The sequence below is a fragment of the Streptomyces sp. RGM 3693 genome, assembly GCF_050471125.1.
Lineage (GTDB): Bacteria > Actinomycetota > Actinomycetes > Streptomycetales > Streptomycetaceae > Streptomyces.
In genome coordinates this window covers 606,491-622,191 of sequence record NZ_JBMPPQ010000002.1, presented here as the reverse complement: position 1 = coordinate 622,191, position 15,701 = coordinate 606,491, and the positions used below count along the sequence as shown (strand labels likewise).

The 15,701-nt window shown below is 73.6% G+C and carries 13 protein-coding genes; 4 read left to right on the top strand and 9 right to left on the bottom strand.

Going from position 1 to position 15,701, the window contains the following annotated elements; all coding sequences use genetic code 11:
* Window positions 1-44 precede the first annotated feature (44 nt).
* On the bottom strand, window positions 45-1,403 hold the full coding sequence (locus tag ACO0M4_RS20075) for an aspartate aminotransferase family protein (protein WP_430372131.1): 1,359 nt from the start codon (window positions 1,401-1,403) through the stop codon (window positions 45-47).
* A gap of 237 nt (window positions 1,404-1,640) precedes the next feature.
* On the bottom strand, window positions 1,641-2,441 hold the full coding sequence (locus ACO0M4_RS20070) for a VTC domain-containing protein (RefSeq protein ID WP_430372130.1): 801 nt from the start codon (window positions 2,439-2,441) through the stop codon (window positions 1,641-1,643).
* Between the two features lie 363 nt (window positions 2,442-2,804).
* Here ACO0M4_RS20070 and ACO0M4_RS20065 point away from each other — a divergent pair, with 363 nt between their 5' ends.
* Entirely contained in the window at window positions 2,805-4,373 is a 1,569-nt protein-coding gene (locus ACO0M4_RS20065; protein ID WP_430372128.1) for a serine/threonine-protein kinase, read from the top strand.
* A gap of 84 nt (window positions 4,374-4,457) precedes the next feature.
* Here ACO0M4_RS20065 and ACO0M4_RS20060 read toward each other — a convergent pair whose 3' ends face one another.
* Entirely contained in the window at window positions 4,458-5,744 is a 1,287-nt protein-coding gene (locus ACO0M4_RS20060; protein WP_430372127.1) for an adenylosuccinate synthase, read from the bottom strand.
* Window positions 5,745-5,981: 237 nt separating this feature from the next.
* On the opposite strand from ACO0M4_RS20060, the gene ACO0M4_RS20055 reads away from it, so the two are divergent.
* On the top strand, window positions 5,982-7,010 hold the full coding sequence (locus ACO0M4_RS20055; RefSeq protein WP_430372126.1) for a hypothetical protein: 1,029 nt from the start codon (window positions 5,982-5,984) through the stop codon (window positions 7,008-7,010).
* Between the two features lie 56 nt (window positions 7,011-7,066).
* Here the strand turns inward: ACO0M4_RS20055 and ACO0M4_RS20050 are convergent, their stop codons facing one another.
* A complete protein-coding gene (locus ACO0M4_RS20050; RefSeq protein ID WP_430372125.1) occupies window positions 7,067-7,642 on the bottom strand; it encodes a GbsR/MarR family transcriptional regulator in 576 nt (191 codons plus the stop codon).
* 92 nt (window positions 7,643-7,734) lie between these two features.
* Here ACO0M4_RS20050 and ACO0M4_RS20045 point away from each other — a divergent pair, with 92 nt between their 5' ends.
* Together ACO0M4_RS20045 and ACO0M4_RS20040 are read left to right on the top strand one after the other, a co-directional pair.
* Entirely contained in the window at window positions 7,735-8,706 is a 972-nt protein-coding gene (locus tag ACO0M4_RS20045) for an ABC transporter ATP-binding protein (protein WP_430372124.1), read from the top strand.
* Window positions 8,703-10,361 (top strand): ABC transporter permease, encoded by a 1,659-nt coding sequence (locus ACO0M4_RS20040; RefSeq protein ID WP_430372122.1) that lies wholly within the window; start codon window positions 8,703-8,705, stop codon window positions 10,359-10,361. The genes ACO0M4_RS20045 and ACO0M4_RS20040 overlap by 4 nt, the downstream gene beginning before the upstream one ends.
* Window positions 10,362-10,474: 113 nt before the next feature.
* Here the strand turns inward: ACO0M4_RS20040 and ACO0M4_RS20035 are convergent, their stop codons facing one another.
* The 5 genes from ACO0M4_RS20035 to ACO0M4_RS20015 form a co-directional block, all read right to left on the bottom strand.
* Window positions 10,475-11,131: a response regulator gene (locus ACO0M4_RS20035; RefSeq protein ID WP_100600593.1), complete on the bottom strand. Its 657-nt coding sequence runs from the start codon at window positions 11,129-11,131 to the stop codon at window positions 10,475-10,477.
* The gene (locus tag ACO0M4_RS20030) at window positions 11,128-12,495 is read right to left on the bottom strand and encodes a sensor histidine kinase (RefSeq protein ID WP_430372121.1); all 1,368 of its coding nucleotides are present in this window, start codon (window positions 12,493-12,495) and stop codon (window positions 11,128-11,130) included. Before ACO0M4_RS20030 ends, ACO0M4_RS20035 begins: the two co-directional genes overlap by 4 nt.
* Window positions 12,496-12,563: 68 nt before the next feature.
* Window positions 12,564-13,379, bottom strand: coding sequence for an alpha/beta hydrolase family protein (locus ACO0M4_RS20025; protein ID WP_430372119.1), 816 nt, complete (start codon window positions 13,377-13,379; stop codon window positions 12,564-12,566).
* Window positions 13,376-14,779 (bottom strand): kynureninase, encoded by a 1,404-nt coding sequence (gene kynU, locus ACO0M4_RS20020; RefSeq protein WP_430372117.1) that lies wholly within the window; start codon window positions 14,777-14,779, stop codon window positions 13,376-13,378. The genes ACO0M4_RS20025 and kynU overlap by 4 nt, the downstream gene beginning before the upstream one ends.
* Window positions 14,772-15,662, bottom strand: coding sequence for a tryptophan 2,3-dioxygenase family protein (locus tag ACO0M4_RS20015; protein ID WP_430372116.1), 891 nt, complete (start codon window positions 15,660-15,662; stop codon window positions 14,772-14,774). Before ACO0M4_RS20015 ends, kynU begins: the two co-directional genes overlap by 8 nt.
* Window positions 15,663-15,701 lie beyond the last annotated feature (39 nt).

The following is a 15,701-nucleotide window of genomic DNA, read 5'->3' as shown; positions in this document are numbered from 1 at the left end:
CACGATAGGCGAGGGCCGCGCGGAGGGCTGCCCGGCGGGTGCGCTCAGACGGTGTGCGCGTCCGCGGCCGTCAGGGCCTCGTCGAGGGCGGCGAGGCCCTCCTTGGCCTCGGCCTCGGTGATGGTGCAGGCCGGGACGACGTGGGTGCGGTTCATGTTCACGAACGGCCACAGGCCGCGGCTCTTGCAGGCTGCGGCGAACTCGGCCATCGGGGCGTTGTCGGCGCCGCCCGCGTTGTAGGGCACCAGCGGCTCGCGGGTCTCCTTGTTGCGGACCAGGTCGAGGGCCCAGAAGACGCCCAGGCCGCGGACCTCGCCGACCGAGGGGTGCCGCTCGGCGATCTCGCGCAGCGCCGGGCCGATCACCTTCTCGCCGATCTCCGCGGCGTTCTCCACGATCCGCTCCTCGGCCATCGCGTTGAGGGTGGCGACGGCGGAGGCGCAGGCCAGCGGGTGACCGGAGTAGGTCAGGCCGCCGGGGTAGGGCCGCCGGTCGAAGGTGGCAGCGATCTCGGCGCTGATCGCCACACCGCCGAGCGGGACGTAGCCGGAGTTGACGCCCTTGGCGAAGGTCAGCAGGTCGGGGGTGACATCGAAGTGGTCGGCGGCGAACCAGTGGCCGGTGCGGCCGAAGCCCGCCATCACCTCGTCGAGGATGAAGACGATGCCGTGGCGGTCGCAGATCTCGCGGACGCCGGCGAGGTAGCCGGGCGGCGGGACCATGATGCCGGCGGTGCCGGGCACGGTCTCCAGGATGATCGCGGCGATCGACTGCGGGCCCTCGAAGGCGATGGTCTCTTCCAGGTGGGCCAGGGCGCGCTCGCACTCCTGGGCCTCGTTCTCGGCGTGGAACGGGGAGCGGTACAGGAACGGGCCCCAGAAGTGGACGACGCCGGCCGAGGCGGTGTCGGAGGGCCAGCGGCGCGGGTCACCGGTGAGGTTGATCGCGGCGGCGGTGGCGCCGTGGTACGAGCGGTATGTGGACAGCACCTTGGCGCGGCCGGTGTGCAGCCGGGCCATCCGGACGGCGTTCTCCACCGCCTCGGCACCGCCGTTGGTGAAGAAGATCTTGTCGAGGTCACCGGGGGTGCGCTCGGCGATCAGCCGGGCGGCCTCGGAGCGGACGTCCACCGCGAAGCCCGGGGCGAGCGTGCACAGCTTGCCGGCCTGCTCCTGGATGGCCGCGACGACCTTGGGGTGCTGGTGGCCGATGTTGGTGTTGACCAGCTGGGAGGAGAAGTCGAGGTAGCGGTTGCCGTCGTAGTCCCAGAAGTACGAGCCCTCGGCACCGGCGACCGGCAGCGGGTCGATCAGGCCCTGCGCGGACCAGGAGTGGAAGACGTGCGCGCGGTCGGCGGCCTTCACAGCGGCGCCGGCGGCGGGGTCGGGGTGCTTCGTGGTCACGGTCACTACCTCGGATCGGTCGCGGGGTCCGCCGCTGGACAGGAACGGCGAACGGCTCCCAGCCTAGGGATCACGGTCCGCTGACCGGTACCGACACTGTGTATGGCGCTCACCACGCGCGCGGACAGAATGTCTACGCTCCTGGAGGAAACTCCAGGGATGCCCGGGGGTGGGGGTACCTGCCCCCGGGCATCGTCAGGATCCGCGGCACTCAGGGCTGGCCGCCCCGCGCACCGGTCAGGCCGCCGCGGCGGTGGGGAAGGCGGTCCGGACCGGCCCGCTCCAGTGGTTGGCGTACAGGTGCGGGCGGAGCGCCGACAGCCCGCCGCAGTACTTGGTGAAGTCGGCGGCCGGGACGCCGTACGCGGTCAGCAGCCGGTCGGCCTCGGTGAGCCGGCCGGCGGTCTTGGTCTCGACGACGACCAGTCCGCCGTCGGCCCGTACGGTGCGGCCGGACTCCAGGTCGCGGCAGATCAGCGCGGCGTCGCAGGTGACCCGCTGGCCGTCGGCGACGAAGGTGGCCCGCTGGTAGTCGGTCTCGATGGAGCGGCCCAGTTCGGTGGGGGCCTGGATGCCGTAGGAGCGGTCGAGCACGGTGGCGAGGAAGTCCCGCGGGGCCTCGCCCAGGGCCGGGTCGCCGGGCATCAGCGGCTGCCGGTGCTTGACCGTCCGGCCGTGCTCCTCTTTGAGCTTGACCTCGAACTGCCGCTCGCCGGTGTCCGCGTAGAGCCGCTCGCGGATCTTGAAGCGGAGCAGGTTGCGCTGCCGGTGGTCGTGGAAGGAGCGCAGGTCGGGGGTGTCGTAGTAGACGGACTGGTAGCGGAACCAGCGGCGGCCGTTGATGCACAGGGCCGCGAACGGGCCGCCGGGGCGGCGACGGTCGGTGAGCTCGGCCGCGAAGGCGGCGAAGACGTCGACCGGGACGAGGTAGGTGGTACTGAAGCGGGCCAGGAGCTCGGCGCGGGCCTGGACCTCGGCCAGCGGGACGGGGCGGGCGGCCATGGCCGCCCGCGCAAGGGCTCGTACGGCGGGTATCACACGGTCTCCTTGGAGAATGGGGGACGGGGGATCGTGCGGGTCCTGTCGTCGCTCTCTGCGGTTTTTCTCCTTTCTTTACGATCGATAACCCTGGAAAGTTCCGGGATGCGGAATCGGCCATCCATTGCGTCAGTTCCCGGACAGGGGCACAACGCTGACGGTGCGTCAGCCCATCCGTACACCTCGCCGCTCGGAACCCGGCCCCTCATGGACGGCCGTGACCCGACTCGCTCCCACAGGCGCACGCCTTGGCCGAATACCACCCCACCGGCCGGAGGTACGACCTCGATATCCTCACCGCGGACGAGTGACCGCTCCCACAGGGCGGAGGCGGGGAAACCCGGGGCAAAGGGGCGGCGGATCATGGCACAGCCGGGACGAGCGGGGCAGCAGGGGCAGGCCGGACGGCCCGGCGGGCTGGCGCCGCTCAGCGCACACGACCCCCAGCAGATCGGCGAGTACCGCCTGCTGGGACGGCTCGGCGAGGGCGGCATGGGGCGGGTGTTCCTGGCCCGTTCGGACCGCGGCCGGACCGTCGCGGTCAAACTGGTCCGCGCAGAACTGGCCCACCAGGAGGAGTTCCGGGCCCGCTTCCGCCACGAGGTGCGGGCCGCCCGCAAGGTGGGCGGGCAGTGGACCGCCCCCGTCCTGGACGCGGACACCGAGGCCGAGACCCCGTGGCTGGCCACCGGCTACATCGCCGGCCCCGCCCTCCAACAGGCCGTCGGCGGCAGCGGACCACTGCCGGAGCGCACGGTGCGGATCCTGGCCGCCGGACTGGCCCGCGCACTGCGCTCCATCCACACCGCCGGCATCATCCACCGCGACCTCAAACCGTCCAACGTCCTGCTGACCCTGGACGGCCCGCGGGTCATCGACTTCGGCATCGCACGGGCCCTTGAGGGGGTCACCACGAGCGCGGTGACGCACACCGGATCCGCGGTCGGCTCCCCCGGCTTCATGGCGCCCGAACAGGTCCGCGGCGAGCCGCTCACGCCGGCCTGCGACGTCTTCTGCCTCGGCTCGGTGCTGGTGTACGCGGCCACCGGCCGGCAGCCGTTCGGCTCCGCGACAACCCTGCCGCACGCGATGATGTACCGCATCGCCGAAGAGGAGCCGGACCTGACCGGGCTCCCCCAGGGGCTGTACGACCTGGTCACCGCCTGCCTGGCGAAGGACCCGGCCCGGCGCCCCGCGCCCGAGGAACTGGTGGCGTGGGCCGAGGACGGCCCGGACACCCCCGGAGCGGCCGACGACGAACCGTGGCTCCCGGGCGCGCTGATCGCCCGCCTGGGGCGGCACGCCGTGGAACTGCTGGAGGCGGAGAACCCGCAGGCCGGCGCGGACCGGACGCCCACCGACGCGACCGCCGTCCGCCCGCACGGGACGCCCGCCACGGACCTGGCCCCGCCCGCCACCATGGCGCCGCCGGCCGCCCCGGCCCCGGCGCGCCGCCGCCGCACCCGCCGGGCGCTGCTGGCCGTGGCCGCGCTGGTGCTGGTCGGAGCGGGCACCGCCACCGGGTACGCGCTGTTGAGCGGACCGGGCGGCAGCGCCGCCGCCTCCGAGGGCAAGCCGGACCCGACCCCGGCGGCCGACGGCGGCATACCCGCCGGCTACCTGGGCATCTGGTCGACCACGGTCGGCGACTCCCATCTGGACGTGCGCCGCTTCACCCTCGTCCAGGGCAAGCCCGGGGAGACCGTGCTCCGGATGCAGGCCACCGGGCCCACGTACGACTGCCGGTTCGCGGCCACCCTCAAGAGCGCCGGCCCGCCGGTGCGGCTCGGCCCGTCCACCGTGGTCTCCGGCCCGCCCGACACCTGCCGTCCTGGTTCCCCCAGCACCCTGGAGCTGATGGGCGGCCAACTGCGGCGCACCTTCGACGACGCGGGCGGTCTGGCGCCGCTGCTGTACACGAAGACGGGGTGACGGCAGGGGCAGCGCGCCCCCGCCGTCACCCCGGACGGCAGCCGGCCCCGGCGGAAGCGCACCGCCGGGGCCGTACCGAGTTCCTTACGACAGGAACGAGTTGATCTCGATCGTCTCGGTCCGGCCGGGGCCGACGCCGATCGCGGAGATCGGGGCGCCCGACATCTCCTCCAGTGCCTTGACGTACGCCTGGGCGTTCTTCGGCAGGTCGGAGAAGGTCTTGGCCTTGGTGATGTCCTCGGACCAGCCCGGCAGCATCTCGTAGACCGGCTTCGCGTGGTGGAAGTCGGTCTGGCTGTAGGGCAGCTCCTCGACGCGCTTGCCGTCGATCTCGTAGGCCACGCAGACCGGGATCTGCTCCCAGCCGGTGAGGACGTCGAGCTTGGTGAGGAAGAAGTCCGTCAGACCGTTGACCCGGGTCGCGTAGCGTGCGATGACCGCGTCGAACCAGCCACAGCGGCGGTCCCGGCCGGTGGTCACACCGCGCTCGCCGCCGATCCGGCGCAGCGCCTCGCCGTCCTCGTCGAACAGCTCGGTCGGGAACGGACCGGCGCCCACGCGGGTGGTGTACGCCTTGAGGATGCCGATGACCCGGCTGATCTTCGTGGGGCCGACGCCCGCACCCGTGCAGGCACCGCCCGCGGTCGGGTTCGAGGACGTGACGAAGGGGTACGTGCCGTGGTCGATGTCGAGCAGGGTGCCCTGCCCGCCCTCGAAGAGCACGACCTTGTCGTTGTCCAGGGCGTCGTTGAGGAGCAGGGTGGTGTCGGCGACGTAGCCCTTGATCTGGTCGGCGTAGCCCAGCAGCTCCTCGACAACCTGGCCGGCCTCGATGGCGCGGCGGTTGTAGAGCTTGGTCAGCAGCTGGTTCTTGACGTCGAGGGCCGCCTCGACCTTCTGGGTCAGGATCGACTCGTCGTAGAGGTCCTGGACCCGGATGCCGGTGCGGTTGATCTTGTCCGCGTAGGTGGGGCCGATACCGCGCCCCGTGGTGCCGATCTTCCGCTTTCCGAGGAAGCGTTCCGTCACCTTGTCGACGGTGATGTTGTACGGCGTGATCAGATGCGCGTTACCGCTGATCAGCAGCTTGGACGTGTCGACGCCGCGCTCGTTGAGTCCGCTCAGCTCGGAGAGCAGGACCGCCGGGTCGACGACGACTCCGTTGCCGATGACCGGGGTGCACCCCGGCGAGAGGATTCCGGAAGGGAGGAGGTGCAGTGCGTACTTCTGGTCACCCACGACAACCGTGTGGCCGGCGTTGTTGCCGCCCTGGTAACGCACTACGTAGTCCACGGACCCACCGAGCAGATCGGTGGCCTTTCCCTTGCCTTCATCACCCCACTGAGCACCGAGCAGCACAAGTGCGGGCACAGGCGTACACCCCTTCCGGGCGGGGCATGTCCAACGTGCGTGGATGGCGCGGCGTCCGCGTGTTCACGCGTACGTCGTCGCCGGAGCCGTCGGACCGGTGCCCCGGAATAGACGAAGCCCCTGGCGCAATAGCGCAAGGGGCTCTTGCACCGAGATGCTACCTGAGGAAGGACCGAGGTGTCGGCGCAGTCTTCTGGGCACTCTCCCGCGGACTCCGTTCGGGGGTGCCCCCTGCTTGTGGTCATCGATCCGATCGCCCGCAGGACGGACGGCGAGTCCGTGCGGATCGCGAAGGACGTCCTGTCTGCCGGCGCAGGGGCGAAGATCTGCCTCCCGGAGGGGCCGGAGGAGTTCGCCCAGGCACTGGCCCGGCGCGGCCGACGCCGCCCGGTGGTGATCGGCGACGACCGGGCGCTGCTGCGGGCGGTGGGTCTGCTCCATAGGGAGCGCGAGCTGGCCGGGGTGCCGCTGTCGATCGTCCCGGTAGGCACGCCGGAGACGGTCGCGCTGAGCCGGACGCTGGGCGTGCCCACGGACGCGGTGGCCGCCGCGCGGACCGTCCTGGACGGCGGGGAGCGGCCGATGGACCTGCTCACGGACGACAGCGACGGCATCGTGCTGGGCGGGCTGCGGATCCCGTGCGGTGACGTGGCCGGAGCGCTGCCGGAATACGGGGCGTACGGCGGTTACGAGGAGTGCGGCGAGCGGGCCGGCCACGGGGCGTCGGGGGCCGCCGGGCACCCGGAGCGGGCCATGGCCCCCGGGGACGCGGGGCCCGACTCGGCGGATCCGACGGCCGGGCACCAGCCCTGGTGGAAGCCGGCGGCGCGCACCGCCCGTACGGCGCTGTCGCTGCTGGCCACGCCCGCGGCCGGGCGCTGGGGCGCTCCGCGGCCGGGCGCGGCCGAGATCGGCGGGGGCCGGCGCGGGCGGGTGCCCGCGCAGCGGCTGCGGCTGCGGGTCGAGGCCGACGGGGCGCTGCTGGTGGATCTGGACCGGCCGGTGCGCGGGGTGTCGGTGGTGCCGTGCGCCGGGGACGACGGCGCCGGGGCCGGTGGCCTGGTGGGGCGGCCCGGCGGGCTGGCCGAGGTGGTCGTGCACTGGACGGGCGGGGAGCGGCCGGTGCGGGTCCGGGCGCGGGCGGTGACGGTGTCCGGGGCGGACTTCCGCTATCGGGCGGACGCGCTGGTCGGCGGGCCGGTGCGGACCCGGACCTGGACGGTGCAGCCGGGGGCCTGGCGGCTGCAGTTGCCCCGGCAGGGGTGAGACGGGCCCGGGGTGCCGGCCCCGCGGGCGGGGTGCCGGCCGGCGGGGTCTCCGGGTCAGCGCCGCGGCGCCGGGCCGTTCTCCTGCGCGCCCTCCCGGGCCGCCGCCGGGCCGGCCTCCTCGTCCGTGCGGAGCTTTTCGAGGTGGTCGCGCCAGCGGTCCATCATGCCCATGAGCTCCTGCTGCATGAACTCCGTGAAGGCCAACGTCTCGCCGAGCCGGCGGCCGGCGGCGCTGCCCCGGCCGAGGCTGTCCACACCCTCACGCAGCACGTCCTCCCAGCGGGTCAGAACGCTGTCCCGGCGGGTCAGGGCCTCGTACCACTGGTCGCTGTGGACGCGGTAGCGATCGCGGCGGGAGCCGGGCTCGCGCTCGCGGCTGACCATGCCGACCTGTGAGAGGTAGCGGATCGCGCCGGAGACGGCCGCCGGGCTGACCTGGAGCCGCTCGCCCAGTTCGGCGGAGGTCAGGACGCCGGAGTCGGACGCCAACAGGCAGGAGAAGACCCGGGCCGGCATCCGCTGCATCCCCGCGTCGACCATCTGCGCCGCGAACCGCTCGACGAACGTCAGGACCGCCTCGTCGTCGCGGGCCGCCGCCGGGCCCGTGTCCTGCTGTCGCTGCTCACTCATCTCCGCATCATCTCCCCTGTTCAGAGCCGTCCCTCAACTTTATACGCTTTCTTAACTTCACAAATTTATGAAACTAGCGTATCTTCGGAAGCATGACGAAGGTGTTCTCCCCCGCAATCCGGGTGGCCGGCCTCCACAAGTCCTTCGGCCGGACCCACGCGCTGGACGGCCTCGACCTCCGCGTCGAGGCCGGTGAGGTGCACGGCTTCCTCGGGCCCAACGGCGCAGGGAAGTCCACCACCCTCCGGGTCCTGCTCGGCCTGCTGCGCGCCGACCGCGGCGCCGCGCAGGTCCTCGGCAAGGACCCCTGGCAGGCGGCCGTCGAGATCCACCGCCGTGTCGCCTACGTCCCCGGCGACGTCACCCTGTGGCGCAACCTCTCCGGCGGCGAGGTCATCGACCTCTACGGACGGCTCCGCGGCGGACTGGACCCCGCCCGGCGGGACGAACTGCTGGAGCGCTTCGAGCTCGACCCCACCAAGAAGGGGCGCACCTACTCCAAGGGCAACCGCCAGAAGGTCGCGCTGGTCGCCGCCTTCGCCTCCGACATCGACCTGCTGATCCTCGACGAGCCGACCTCCGGACTGGACCCGCTGATGGAGGAGGTCTTCCAGAGCTGCGTCGCCGAGGAGCGCGACCGGGGCCGCACGGTCCTGCTCTCCAGCCACGTACTGTCCGAGGTCGAGGCGCTCTGCGACCGCGTCAGCATCATCCGCAAGGGCCGCACCGTCGAATCCGGCTCCCTGGGGGAGCTGCGCCACCTGACCCGGACGACCGTGGTCGCCGAGCTGGCCGGCCCGCCGGCCGGGCTCGACGGGCTGCCCGGCATCCACGGCCTCACCGTCCAGCCGCTCCAGGGCGGCCCGGGCTGCCGCGTCCGGCTCCAGGTCGACACCGACCGGCTCGGCGCGGTGCTCGGCCCGCTCGGCGCGGCCGGTCTGCGCAGCCTCACCAGCACCCCACCCACCCTGGAGGAGCTCTTCCTCCGGCACTACCAGGACGACCTCCGCCCCGACGCCCGCCGCCGGGACGATGCCCGGACCGAAGGGGCGGTGACCCGATGAGCGCCCTGGCCGCACCTGCCGCCGTCCGCCCCGCCGGTCCGCGCCACCTGACCGGCACCGGCACCCTGCTGCGCCTGGCGCTGCGCCGCGACCGGCTGATGATCCCGGTCTGGGTGCTGGTCCTCGGGCTGTCCGTGGTCGCCATGGGCCCGTCCTTCGCCTCGCTCTACGCCACCGCCGCCCAACGCGCCCAGCTGGCCGCGTCGATGAACGCCAACGGCTCGCTGCGCGCCCTGTACGGGCCGGTCTTCGACGACTCCCTGGGTGGGCTGGTCGCCTGGCGGATGGCCGGGTTCGGGGCGGTGCTGGCGGCCGTGATGAGCCTGCTGATCGTCGTCCGGCACACCCGCGAGGAGGAGGAGACCGGCCGTCAGGAGCTGCTCTCCGCCGCCATGGTGGGCCGGCGGGCGCCGCTGACCGCGGCCCTGCTGGCGGCGCTGATCGCCGACGCGGGGGTCGCCGTGCTGACCGCCGCCGGGCTCGCCGCCGCCGGCCGGCCGGTGGGCGGATCGCTCGCGCTGGGCCTCGCGATCGGCGGCACCGGTCTGCTCTTCGCCGCCCTGGCCGCGATCGCCGCCCAGCTCACCGAGAGCGCCCGGCTGGCCAAGGGGCTGACCGGCGCGGCCCTGGGCGCCGCCTTCGCACTGCGCGCCGCCGGTGACGCGTCCGACGGAAGCGGCGCGCCCGGGAGCGGCGCCGGTTCCGCGCTCACCTGGCTCTCCCCCGTCGGCTGGGCACAGAACCTCCGCGCCTACGCCGGCGAGCGCTGGTGGGTGGTCCTGCTCTTCGCCGCCGCGACCGCACTGGCGACCACGGCGGCCTACGCCCTGAGCGCCCGCCGCGACCTGGGGATGAGTTTCCTGCCGGCCCGCCCCGGCCCGGCCCGCGCGCCCCGCTCGCTCGGCGGCCCCGCCGGCCTGGCCTGGCGGCTCCAGCGGACCACCCTGGCGGGCTGGACGGCCGGGTTCGCGCTCGCCGGAGCGGTGTTCGGCGGGATCGCCAAGGGCGCCGCGAGCATGGTCGGCGGCAATCAGCAGACCCGGGAGATCTTCGAACGGCTCGGCGGGCAGCAGTCCCTGACGGACGCCTTCCTGGCCTCGATCACCGGCATCCTCGGCATGGTCGCCGCGCTCTACGCCGTGGGGGCGGTGCTCAGGATGCGCGCCGAGGAGACCGCCGGTCGTGCGGAACCGCTCCTGGCGGGCGCGGTGGGCCGGCTGCGCTGGGCGGGCGGCCATCTGGTCATCGCGCTGGTGGGCACGGCCGTGGTGCTGGCCGCCGGCGGTCTGACGCTGGGGATCACCTACGGCGCCTCGGTCGGCGACGTCTCAGGCGGCACCGGCCGGGTGCTGGCCGCCGCGCTCGCCCAGGTCCCGGCGGTGTGGACGCTCGCCGCGGTGGCGATGGCCGTCCTCGGCGTGCTGCCCGGGGCGAGCGGTGCGGTCTGGGCGCTGACCGGCGGCTTCCTGGCCCTCGGCTGGCTCGGCCCGGTGCTGCGGCTCCCCCAGTGGGCCATGGACCTCTCGCCGTACGGACACCTGCCCAAGCTGCCCGGCGGGGCGGCGACGGCCGCGCCCTTCCTCTGGCTGACGGCCCTCTCGGTCGTACTCATATCCGCCGGTCTCGCCGGGCTGCGCCGGCGCGACATCGGCTGATCCCGTAGTCGTGCGCCGCCGGAGCCGTAGCGGACTCCGGCGGCGCACTCCGTTCGGCGCGCGACATTGTCCACAGGCTGTGGATAGTTCGGGGCGAGCGGCGGCGCCGTGCGTCAGCCGCCCGGCGTCACCAGCCGCGCCTCGTAGGCGAAGACCGCCGCCTGGGTGCGGTCGCGCAGCCCCAGCTTCACCAGGATCCGGCTGACGTGGGTCTTCACCGTCGATTCGGCGACGACGAGATGGGCGGCGATCTCACCGTTGGACAGGCCCTGGGCCACCAGCACCAGGACCTCGGTCTCCCGTTCCGTCAGGTCGCCGATCCGCTCCTGGGCTGGGGCGCGCGGCGAGCCCAGCCGGGAGAACTCGTTGATCAGGCGCTTGGTGACGGTGGGGGCGAGCAGCGCCTCGCCGGCGGCGACGATCCGTACGCCCTCGGCGAGCTGGCCGGCCGAGGCGTCCTTGAGCAAGAAGCCGCTGGCCCCGGCCCGCAGCGCCTGGTAGACGTACTCGTCCAGGTCGAAGGTGGTCAGCACCAGCACCTTGGCGTCCGCGTCGGCGGCGACGATCTCGCGGGTCGCCTCCAGGCCGTTCATCTCCGGCATCCGGATGTCCATCAGGACCACGTCCGGCTTGAGGAGCGCGACCTTCTGCACCGCCTGCCGGCCGTCGACGGCCTCCCCGACGACCTCGATGTCCGGCATGGCGTTGAGCAGCACGGAGAAGCCCTCGCGGACCATCACCTGGTCGTCGACGATCAATACCCGGATCATGCTGCGCTCCCGCCCGGCGCGGTGTCCCCGGCCGTGTTCGCCACCGGGAGGAAGGCCGCGACCTCGAAGCCGCCGTCCGCGGTGTGGTCGGCCGTCATCTCACCACCGAGCATCTGCACCCGCTCCCGCATGCCGAGCAGCCCGTGGCCGGCGCCCGGCGACGGCTTGGCGAGCCGGCTCGGGGGACCGTTGACGATCCGCAGGCCGATCCCGCCCAGGACGTAGGAGACCTCCACCCGCGCGTCCGCACCCGGCGAGTGCCGCAGCGCGTTGCTCAGCGCCTCCTGCACGATCCGGTACGCGGACAGTTCCACGCCCTGCGGCAGCGGCCGGACGGATCCGGTGACCACCGCCTCGACGGCCAGCCCGGCGCCCCGGACGCTTTCCATGAGCGCATCGAGGCTGGCCAGGGTCGGCTGCGGGGCCTCCGGGTCGCGTTCGGCGAAGGCGTCCGGGTCCTCGGAGCGGACCACGCCGAGGATGCGGCGGAGTTCGGTGAGTGCCGCGACGGCGTTCTCCCGGATGGTGGCGAAGGACTTGGCGAGCTCGGGCGGCGGATCGGCGACCCGGTAGGGCGCCGCCTCGGCCTGGATGGCGATCACTGACATATGGTGCGCCACCACGTCGTGCAGTTCCCGGGCGATCAGCGCCCGCTCCTCCAGCAGGGTGCGGCGGGACCGCTCCTCGGCGGTGACGCTGCGGGTCACCACGACCTGCCGGCGCTCCTCCCGCCAGGCCCGGACCGCGGCGGCGGAGACCAGCAGGACCCCGGAGAAGAACGCCACCGGCGGCATATCGCCCAGCGCACCACCCCCGACGAGCACCGACAGCACCGACCCCAGCCCGAAGGTGACCGCCCACATCTCCACCGCCAGCCGCGGTCGGGTGCGCAGCACCACCAGCGTCATCACGATGAGGTGGACGACGAAGGTGTTGCTCCAGACATCGGCGTACGGCGAGTAGAACCGGGCGCCGATCGACTCCACGACGAACGCCAGCAGCGACAGCCAGAAGGCGCCCACCGGCCGGAAGAGGACGAGCACCGGCGGCACCGCCATCAGCAGCGCGAGTACGACGTCGACCATCTGACGCGCCGAGCCGGCGTCGTAGCCGGGGGCGGCGGACCCCAGGAAGACGCAGGCCGAGAGGAAGGCGACGGCGCTGTGGGGGAGCCAGCGGGTCAGTCGCCTGACCCGGCCGGGCAGCCACGGCAGCCGCCGGGCGAGCTTGGCGTCGTCCAACGGCGGCAGCGGGTGGAAGGCGAAGGCACCGACGAACAGGTCCTGGCGCAGGGTGTGCAGCACGCCGTGGACTATCCGCGCCTCCGAGCGCAGGTGGCCCTGCGTCTGGGTCGTCTCGTTCACGCACACCACGGTAAGCAGCGACGGCCCCTCGCGGCGTCCTCACCGAAGGGGATCTGCCGGCGTCCGTCTCAAGTACTACGCGGTGCGGTGGGCCGCGTTCCGGGCGGTTCCTCGGGCGCCGGTCCGCCGCCCCGCAGCAGCCCCAGCAGGGCGCGGAAGGCGCCGGTGCCGGGCGTCAGCGCGGCGTAATGGCCGGTGCCGGGCAGTTCGCGCAGTGCGGTGGCGGCGGGGTGGGCGGCGGCGTAGCGGCGGGAGAGGTCCGGCGGGACGTCGGGGTCGTCGGTGCCGTGCAGGAGGGTGACGGGGACGCCGGCGGGCGGCTGGCGGACCGGGTCGGCGGCGGCCAGCCGGCCGGCGAAACCGGGCCCGGTGCCAAGCAGCTCGCCGACCGCGCCGTCGCTGAGGCCCAGCTCGTGGGCGCGCGCCAGGTCGGCGACCGGGGCCACCGCGATGACCCGGGTCACCGGCGTGCCGGGGCGGGCGGCGGCGAGCAGCGCGAGGTGGCCGCCCGCGGAGTGCCCGACGAGCACGACCTCGCGGGGCGGGGCGGCCGGAACCGCCCCGGCGCCGGCCGCCGCTTCGATGGCCGCCGGGACGTCCTGGAACGTCTGCGGCGCGCCGCCGCCCGCGCCGACCCGGCGGTATTCGGCGAGCGCGACCGGCAGACCGTGCCGCGCCAGCTCCGCCGCGCACGGCGAGAGGTGGCGCCGGTCGTACGCGGCCCGCCAGAACCCGCCGTGCAGCAGGACGACGAGCGGCCCGGTCCCCGGCCACGGCCCGTACAGGTCCACGACCTGGTCCGGGTGCGGGCCGTAGGGGACCGTCCGGTCCGGCGCCACCGGGGCGAGCCCCAGCAGCGCCGCCTCCTCGTCCGCCGCGCTCACCCGGTGGCGCCGTCCGCCGCGGCTCCCGCGCCCGGCTCCGCCCCGGTCCCCCGCGCCGTCCCGTCCGACGCCGGGTCCGACACCGAGTCCGACGACGAGTCCGACGACGGCGCCGCCGCGGCCTGCTCCCGCAGGACCTCGCCGAGCACCCACGCCGCCCGCTCCGCGTCCGCGAAGGTGGTGTACAGCGGGGTGAAGCCGAAGCGCAGCACATCGGGGTGACGGAAGTCGCCGACCACTCCGCGCCGGATCAGCTCCGCCATGACCGTGCCGGCCAGGGGGGTACCGCCCGGCTCGACCGCGGGGGAGAGCTTGGGGGAACACGCCAACGACACCTGGCTACCGCGCCGCCGGTGCTCATCCGGGGTGACCGAGCGGACCCACCCGGGCGGCGCGTACGCGGCCACGCACTCCAGGAAGAAGTCGGTCAGCGCCAGGCTCTTGGTGCGCACGTCCTCGATGGCGACGCCCTCCCACACCTCCAACGCCGCCTCCAGGGCCAGCATCGAGAGGATGTCGGGGGTGCCGACCCGGCCGCGCAGGACGCCGTCGGCCGGAGCGTAGCCGGGGTCCATACCGAACGGGTCGGCGTGCGAGTTCCAGCCGGGCAACGGTGACTCGAACCGCTCCTGGAGGCTCTCGCGGAGGTAGAGGTACGCGGGCGAACCCGGGCCGCCGTTGAGGTACTTGTAGGTGCAGCCCACCGCGAGATCCACCCCGCAGGCGTCCAGCGCGACCGGCAGCGCCCCGGCACTGTGGCACAGGTCCCAGACCGCCAGCGCGCCCGCGGTGTGCAGCGCGGCGGTGATCTGGGCCATGTCGTTGAGCTCGCCGGTGCGGTAGTCGACGTGGTTGACCAGGGCCAGCGCGGTCCGCTCGGTGACCTCGTCGGCGATCCGCGCGGGCTCGACCGGCCGGACCGCGAGGCCGGCCATCCGGGCCGCGGAACGGGCGACGTAGCCGTCGGTGGGGAAGGTCGTGGCGTCGACCAGGATCTCCGTACAGCCCTTCCCGGCCATCCGGATGCCGCCGATCACCGCCTTGAAGACGTTGACGCTGGTGGAGTCGCCGACCACGACCTGGCCCGGGGCCGCCCCGATGAGCGGGGCGATCTTCTCGCCGATCCGCTCGGGCGCGGTCCACCAGCCGGCCTCGGTCCAGGAGCGGATGCGCAGCTCGCCCCACTCATGGTTGATCACCTCGGCGATCCGGTCGGGCACCGACCGGGGCAGCGCACCAAGGGAGTTGCCGTCGAGGTAGACGGTGTCGTCGAGGACGAACCGGTCACGGGTCGTGGCGAGCGGCCCGACCGCGTCCAGTTCCGCGGCGCGGGCGGCGTGCTTGCGCGCCCCGGTAGCGGTGGGGCCGGGGCTCTGCGGGGTTTCGCGGCTCTCAGACATGGCTTCGCGCCGTCCACAGCTCGGGGAAGACGTTCTTGCGGGCCCGCTTCTCCAGCCAGGCGACTCCCGCGGATCCGCCGGTACCCATTTTCGCTCCCATCGCCCGCCGGGTCGCGACCAGATGGTCGTTGCGCCAGCGCCAGACCAGTTCCGCGACATCGGTCAACAGCTCACCGAGCCGGACGAGTTCGGAGTCCTGCGGGCCCGCGAAGAGGGCGGCCCAGACCTCCTCGACGGCCGGGTCCGGTTCGTGCCGCTGCGTCGGGTCGCGCCGCAGGACGGCCTCCGGTATCGGATGGCCGCGGCGGGCCAGCAGCCGCAGCACCTCGTCGTACAGGCTCGGTTCGTGCAGCGCCTTCTCCAGCGCGGCGTGGTCCTCCGGGTTGCCGCGGTGCGGCACCAGCATCGACGCGGACTTCTCGCCGAGCAGGAACTCCAGCCGCCGGTACATCGCGGACTGGAAACCGCTGCCCTCGCCGAGCGCGCTGCGGTAGGCGTTGAACTGCGCCGGCGTCAGCCGGGCGAGCGGCTTCCACGCGGCGTTCAGCGCCTCCAGCTCCCACGTGGAACGACGCAGGGCGTCCATCACCACCGGCAACTCGTCCCGGCGCAGCGCCTCGGCGGCGGTGTGCCACTCGTGGACGATGACGGTGAACCACAGCTCCATCACCTGGGTGGTGACCAGGAAGACCATCTCGCCGGGGTCGTCGGACTGGAGCTGCTGGAGGTGGGTGAGGACGCTCGCGCGGACGTAGTCCTCGTACGGGGTGGTGGTGCCGGCGCCGATGCTCAGATCGGGACCGAACGGCGGGTCCGCCTCGGCGGCCGCGCTGTCCGGCACGGGGGCACGGTCCGCGGAATGGGTGGGAGACGGCTGCGACATGAGGGACTCCTCAGGTGCGAACTACCGGGTAGCGGTCCG

Coding starts and splice junctions, on each gene's coding strand:
- ACO0M4_RS20065 (WP_430372128.1), top strand. CDS start 2,805: ATGGCACAGCCGGGACGAGCGGGGCAGCAGGGGCAGGCCGGACGGCCC.
- ACO0M4_RS20050 (WP_430372125.1), bottom strand. CDS start 7,642: ATGAGTGAGCAGCGACAGCAGGACACGGGCCCGGCGGCGGCCCGCGAC.
- ACO0M4_RS20045 (WP_430372124.1), top strand. CDS start 7,735: ATGACGAAGGTGTTCTCCCCCGCAATCCGGGTGGCCGGCCTCCACAAG.
- ACO0M4_RS20040 (WP_430372122.1), top strand. CDS start 8,703: ATGAGCGCCCTGGCCGCACCTGCCGCCGTCCGCCCCGCCGGTCCGCGC.
- ACO0M4_RS20035 (WP_100600593.1), bottom strand. CDS start 11,131: ATGATCCGGGTATTGATCGTCGACGACCAGGTGATGGTCCGCGAGGGC.
- kynU (WP_430372117.1), bottom strand. CDS start 14,779: ATGTCTGAGAGCCGCGAAACCCCGCAGAGCCCCGGCCCCACCGCTACC.
- ACO0M4_RS20015 (WP_430372116.1), bottom strand. CDS start 15,662: ATGTCGCAGCCGTCTCCCACCCATTCCGCGGACCGTGCCCCCGTGCCG.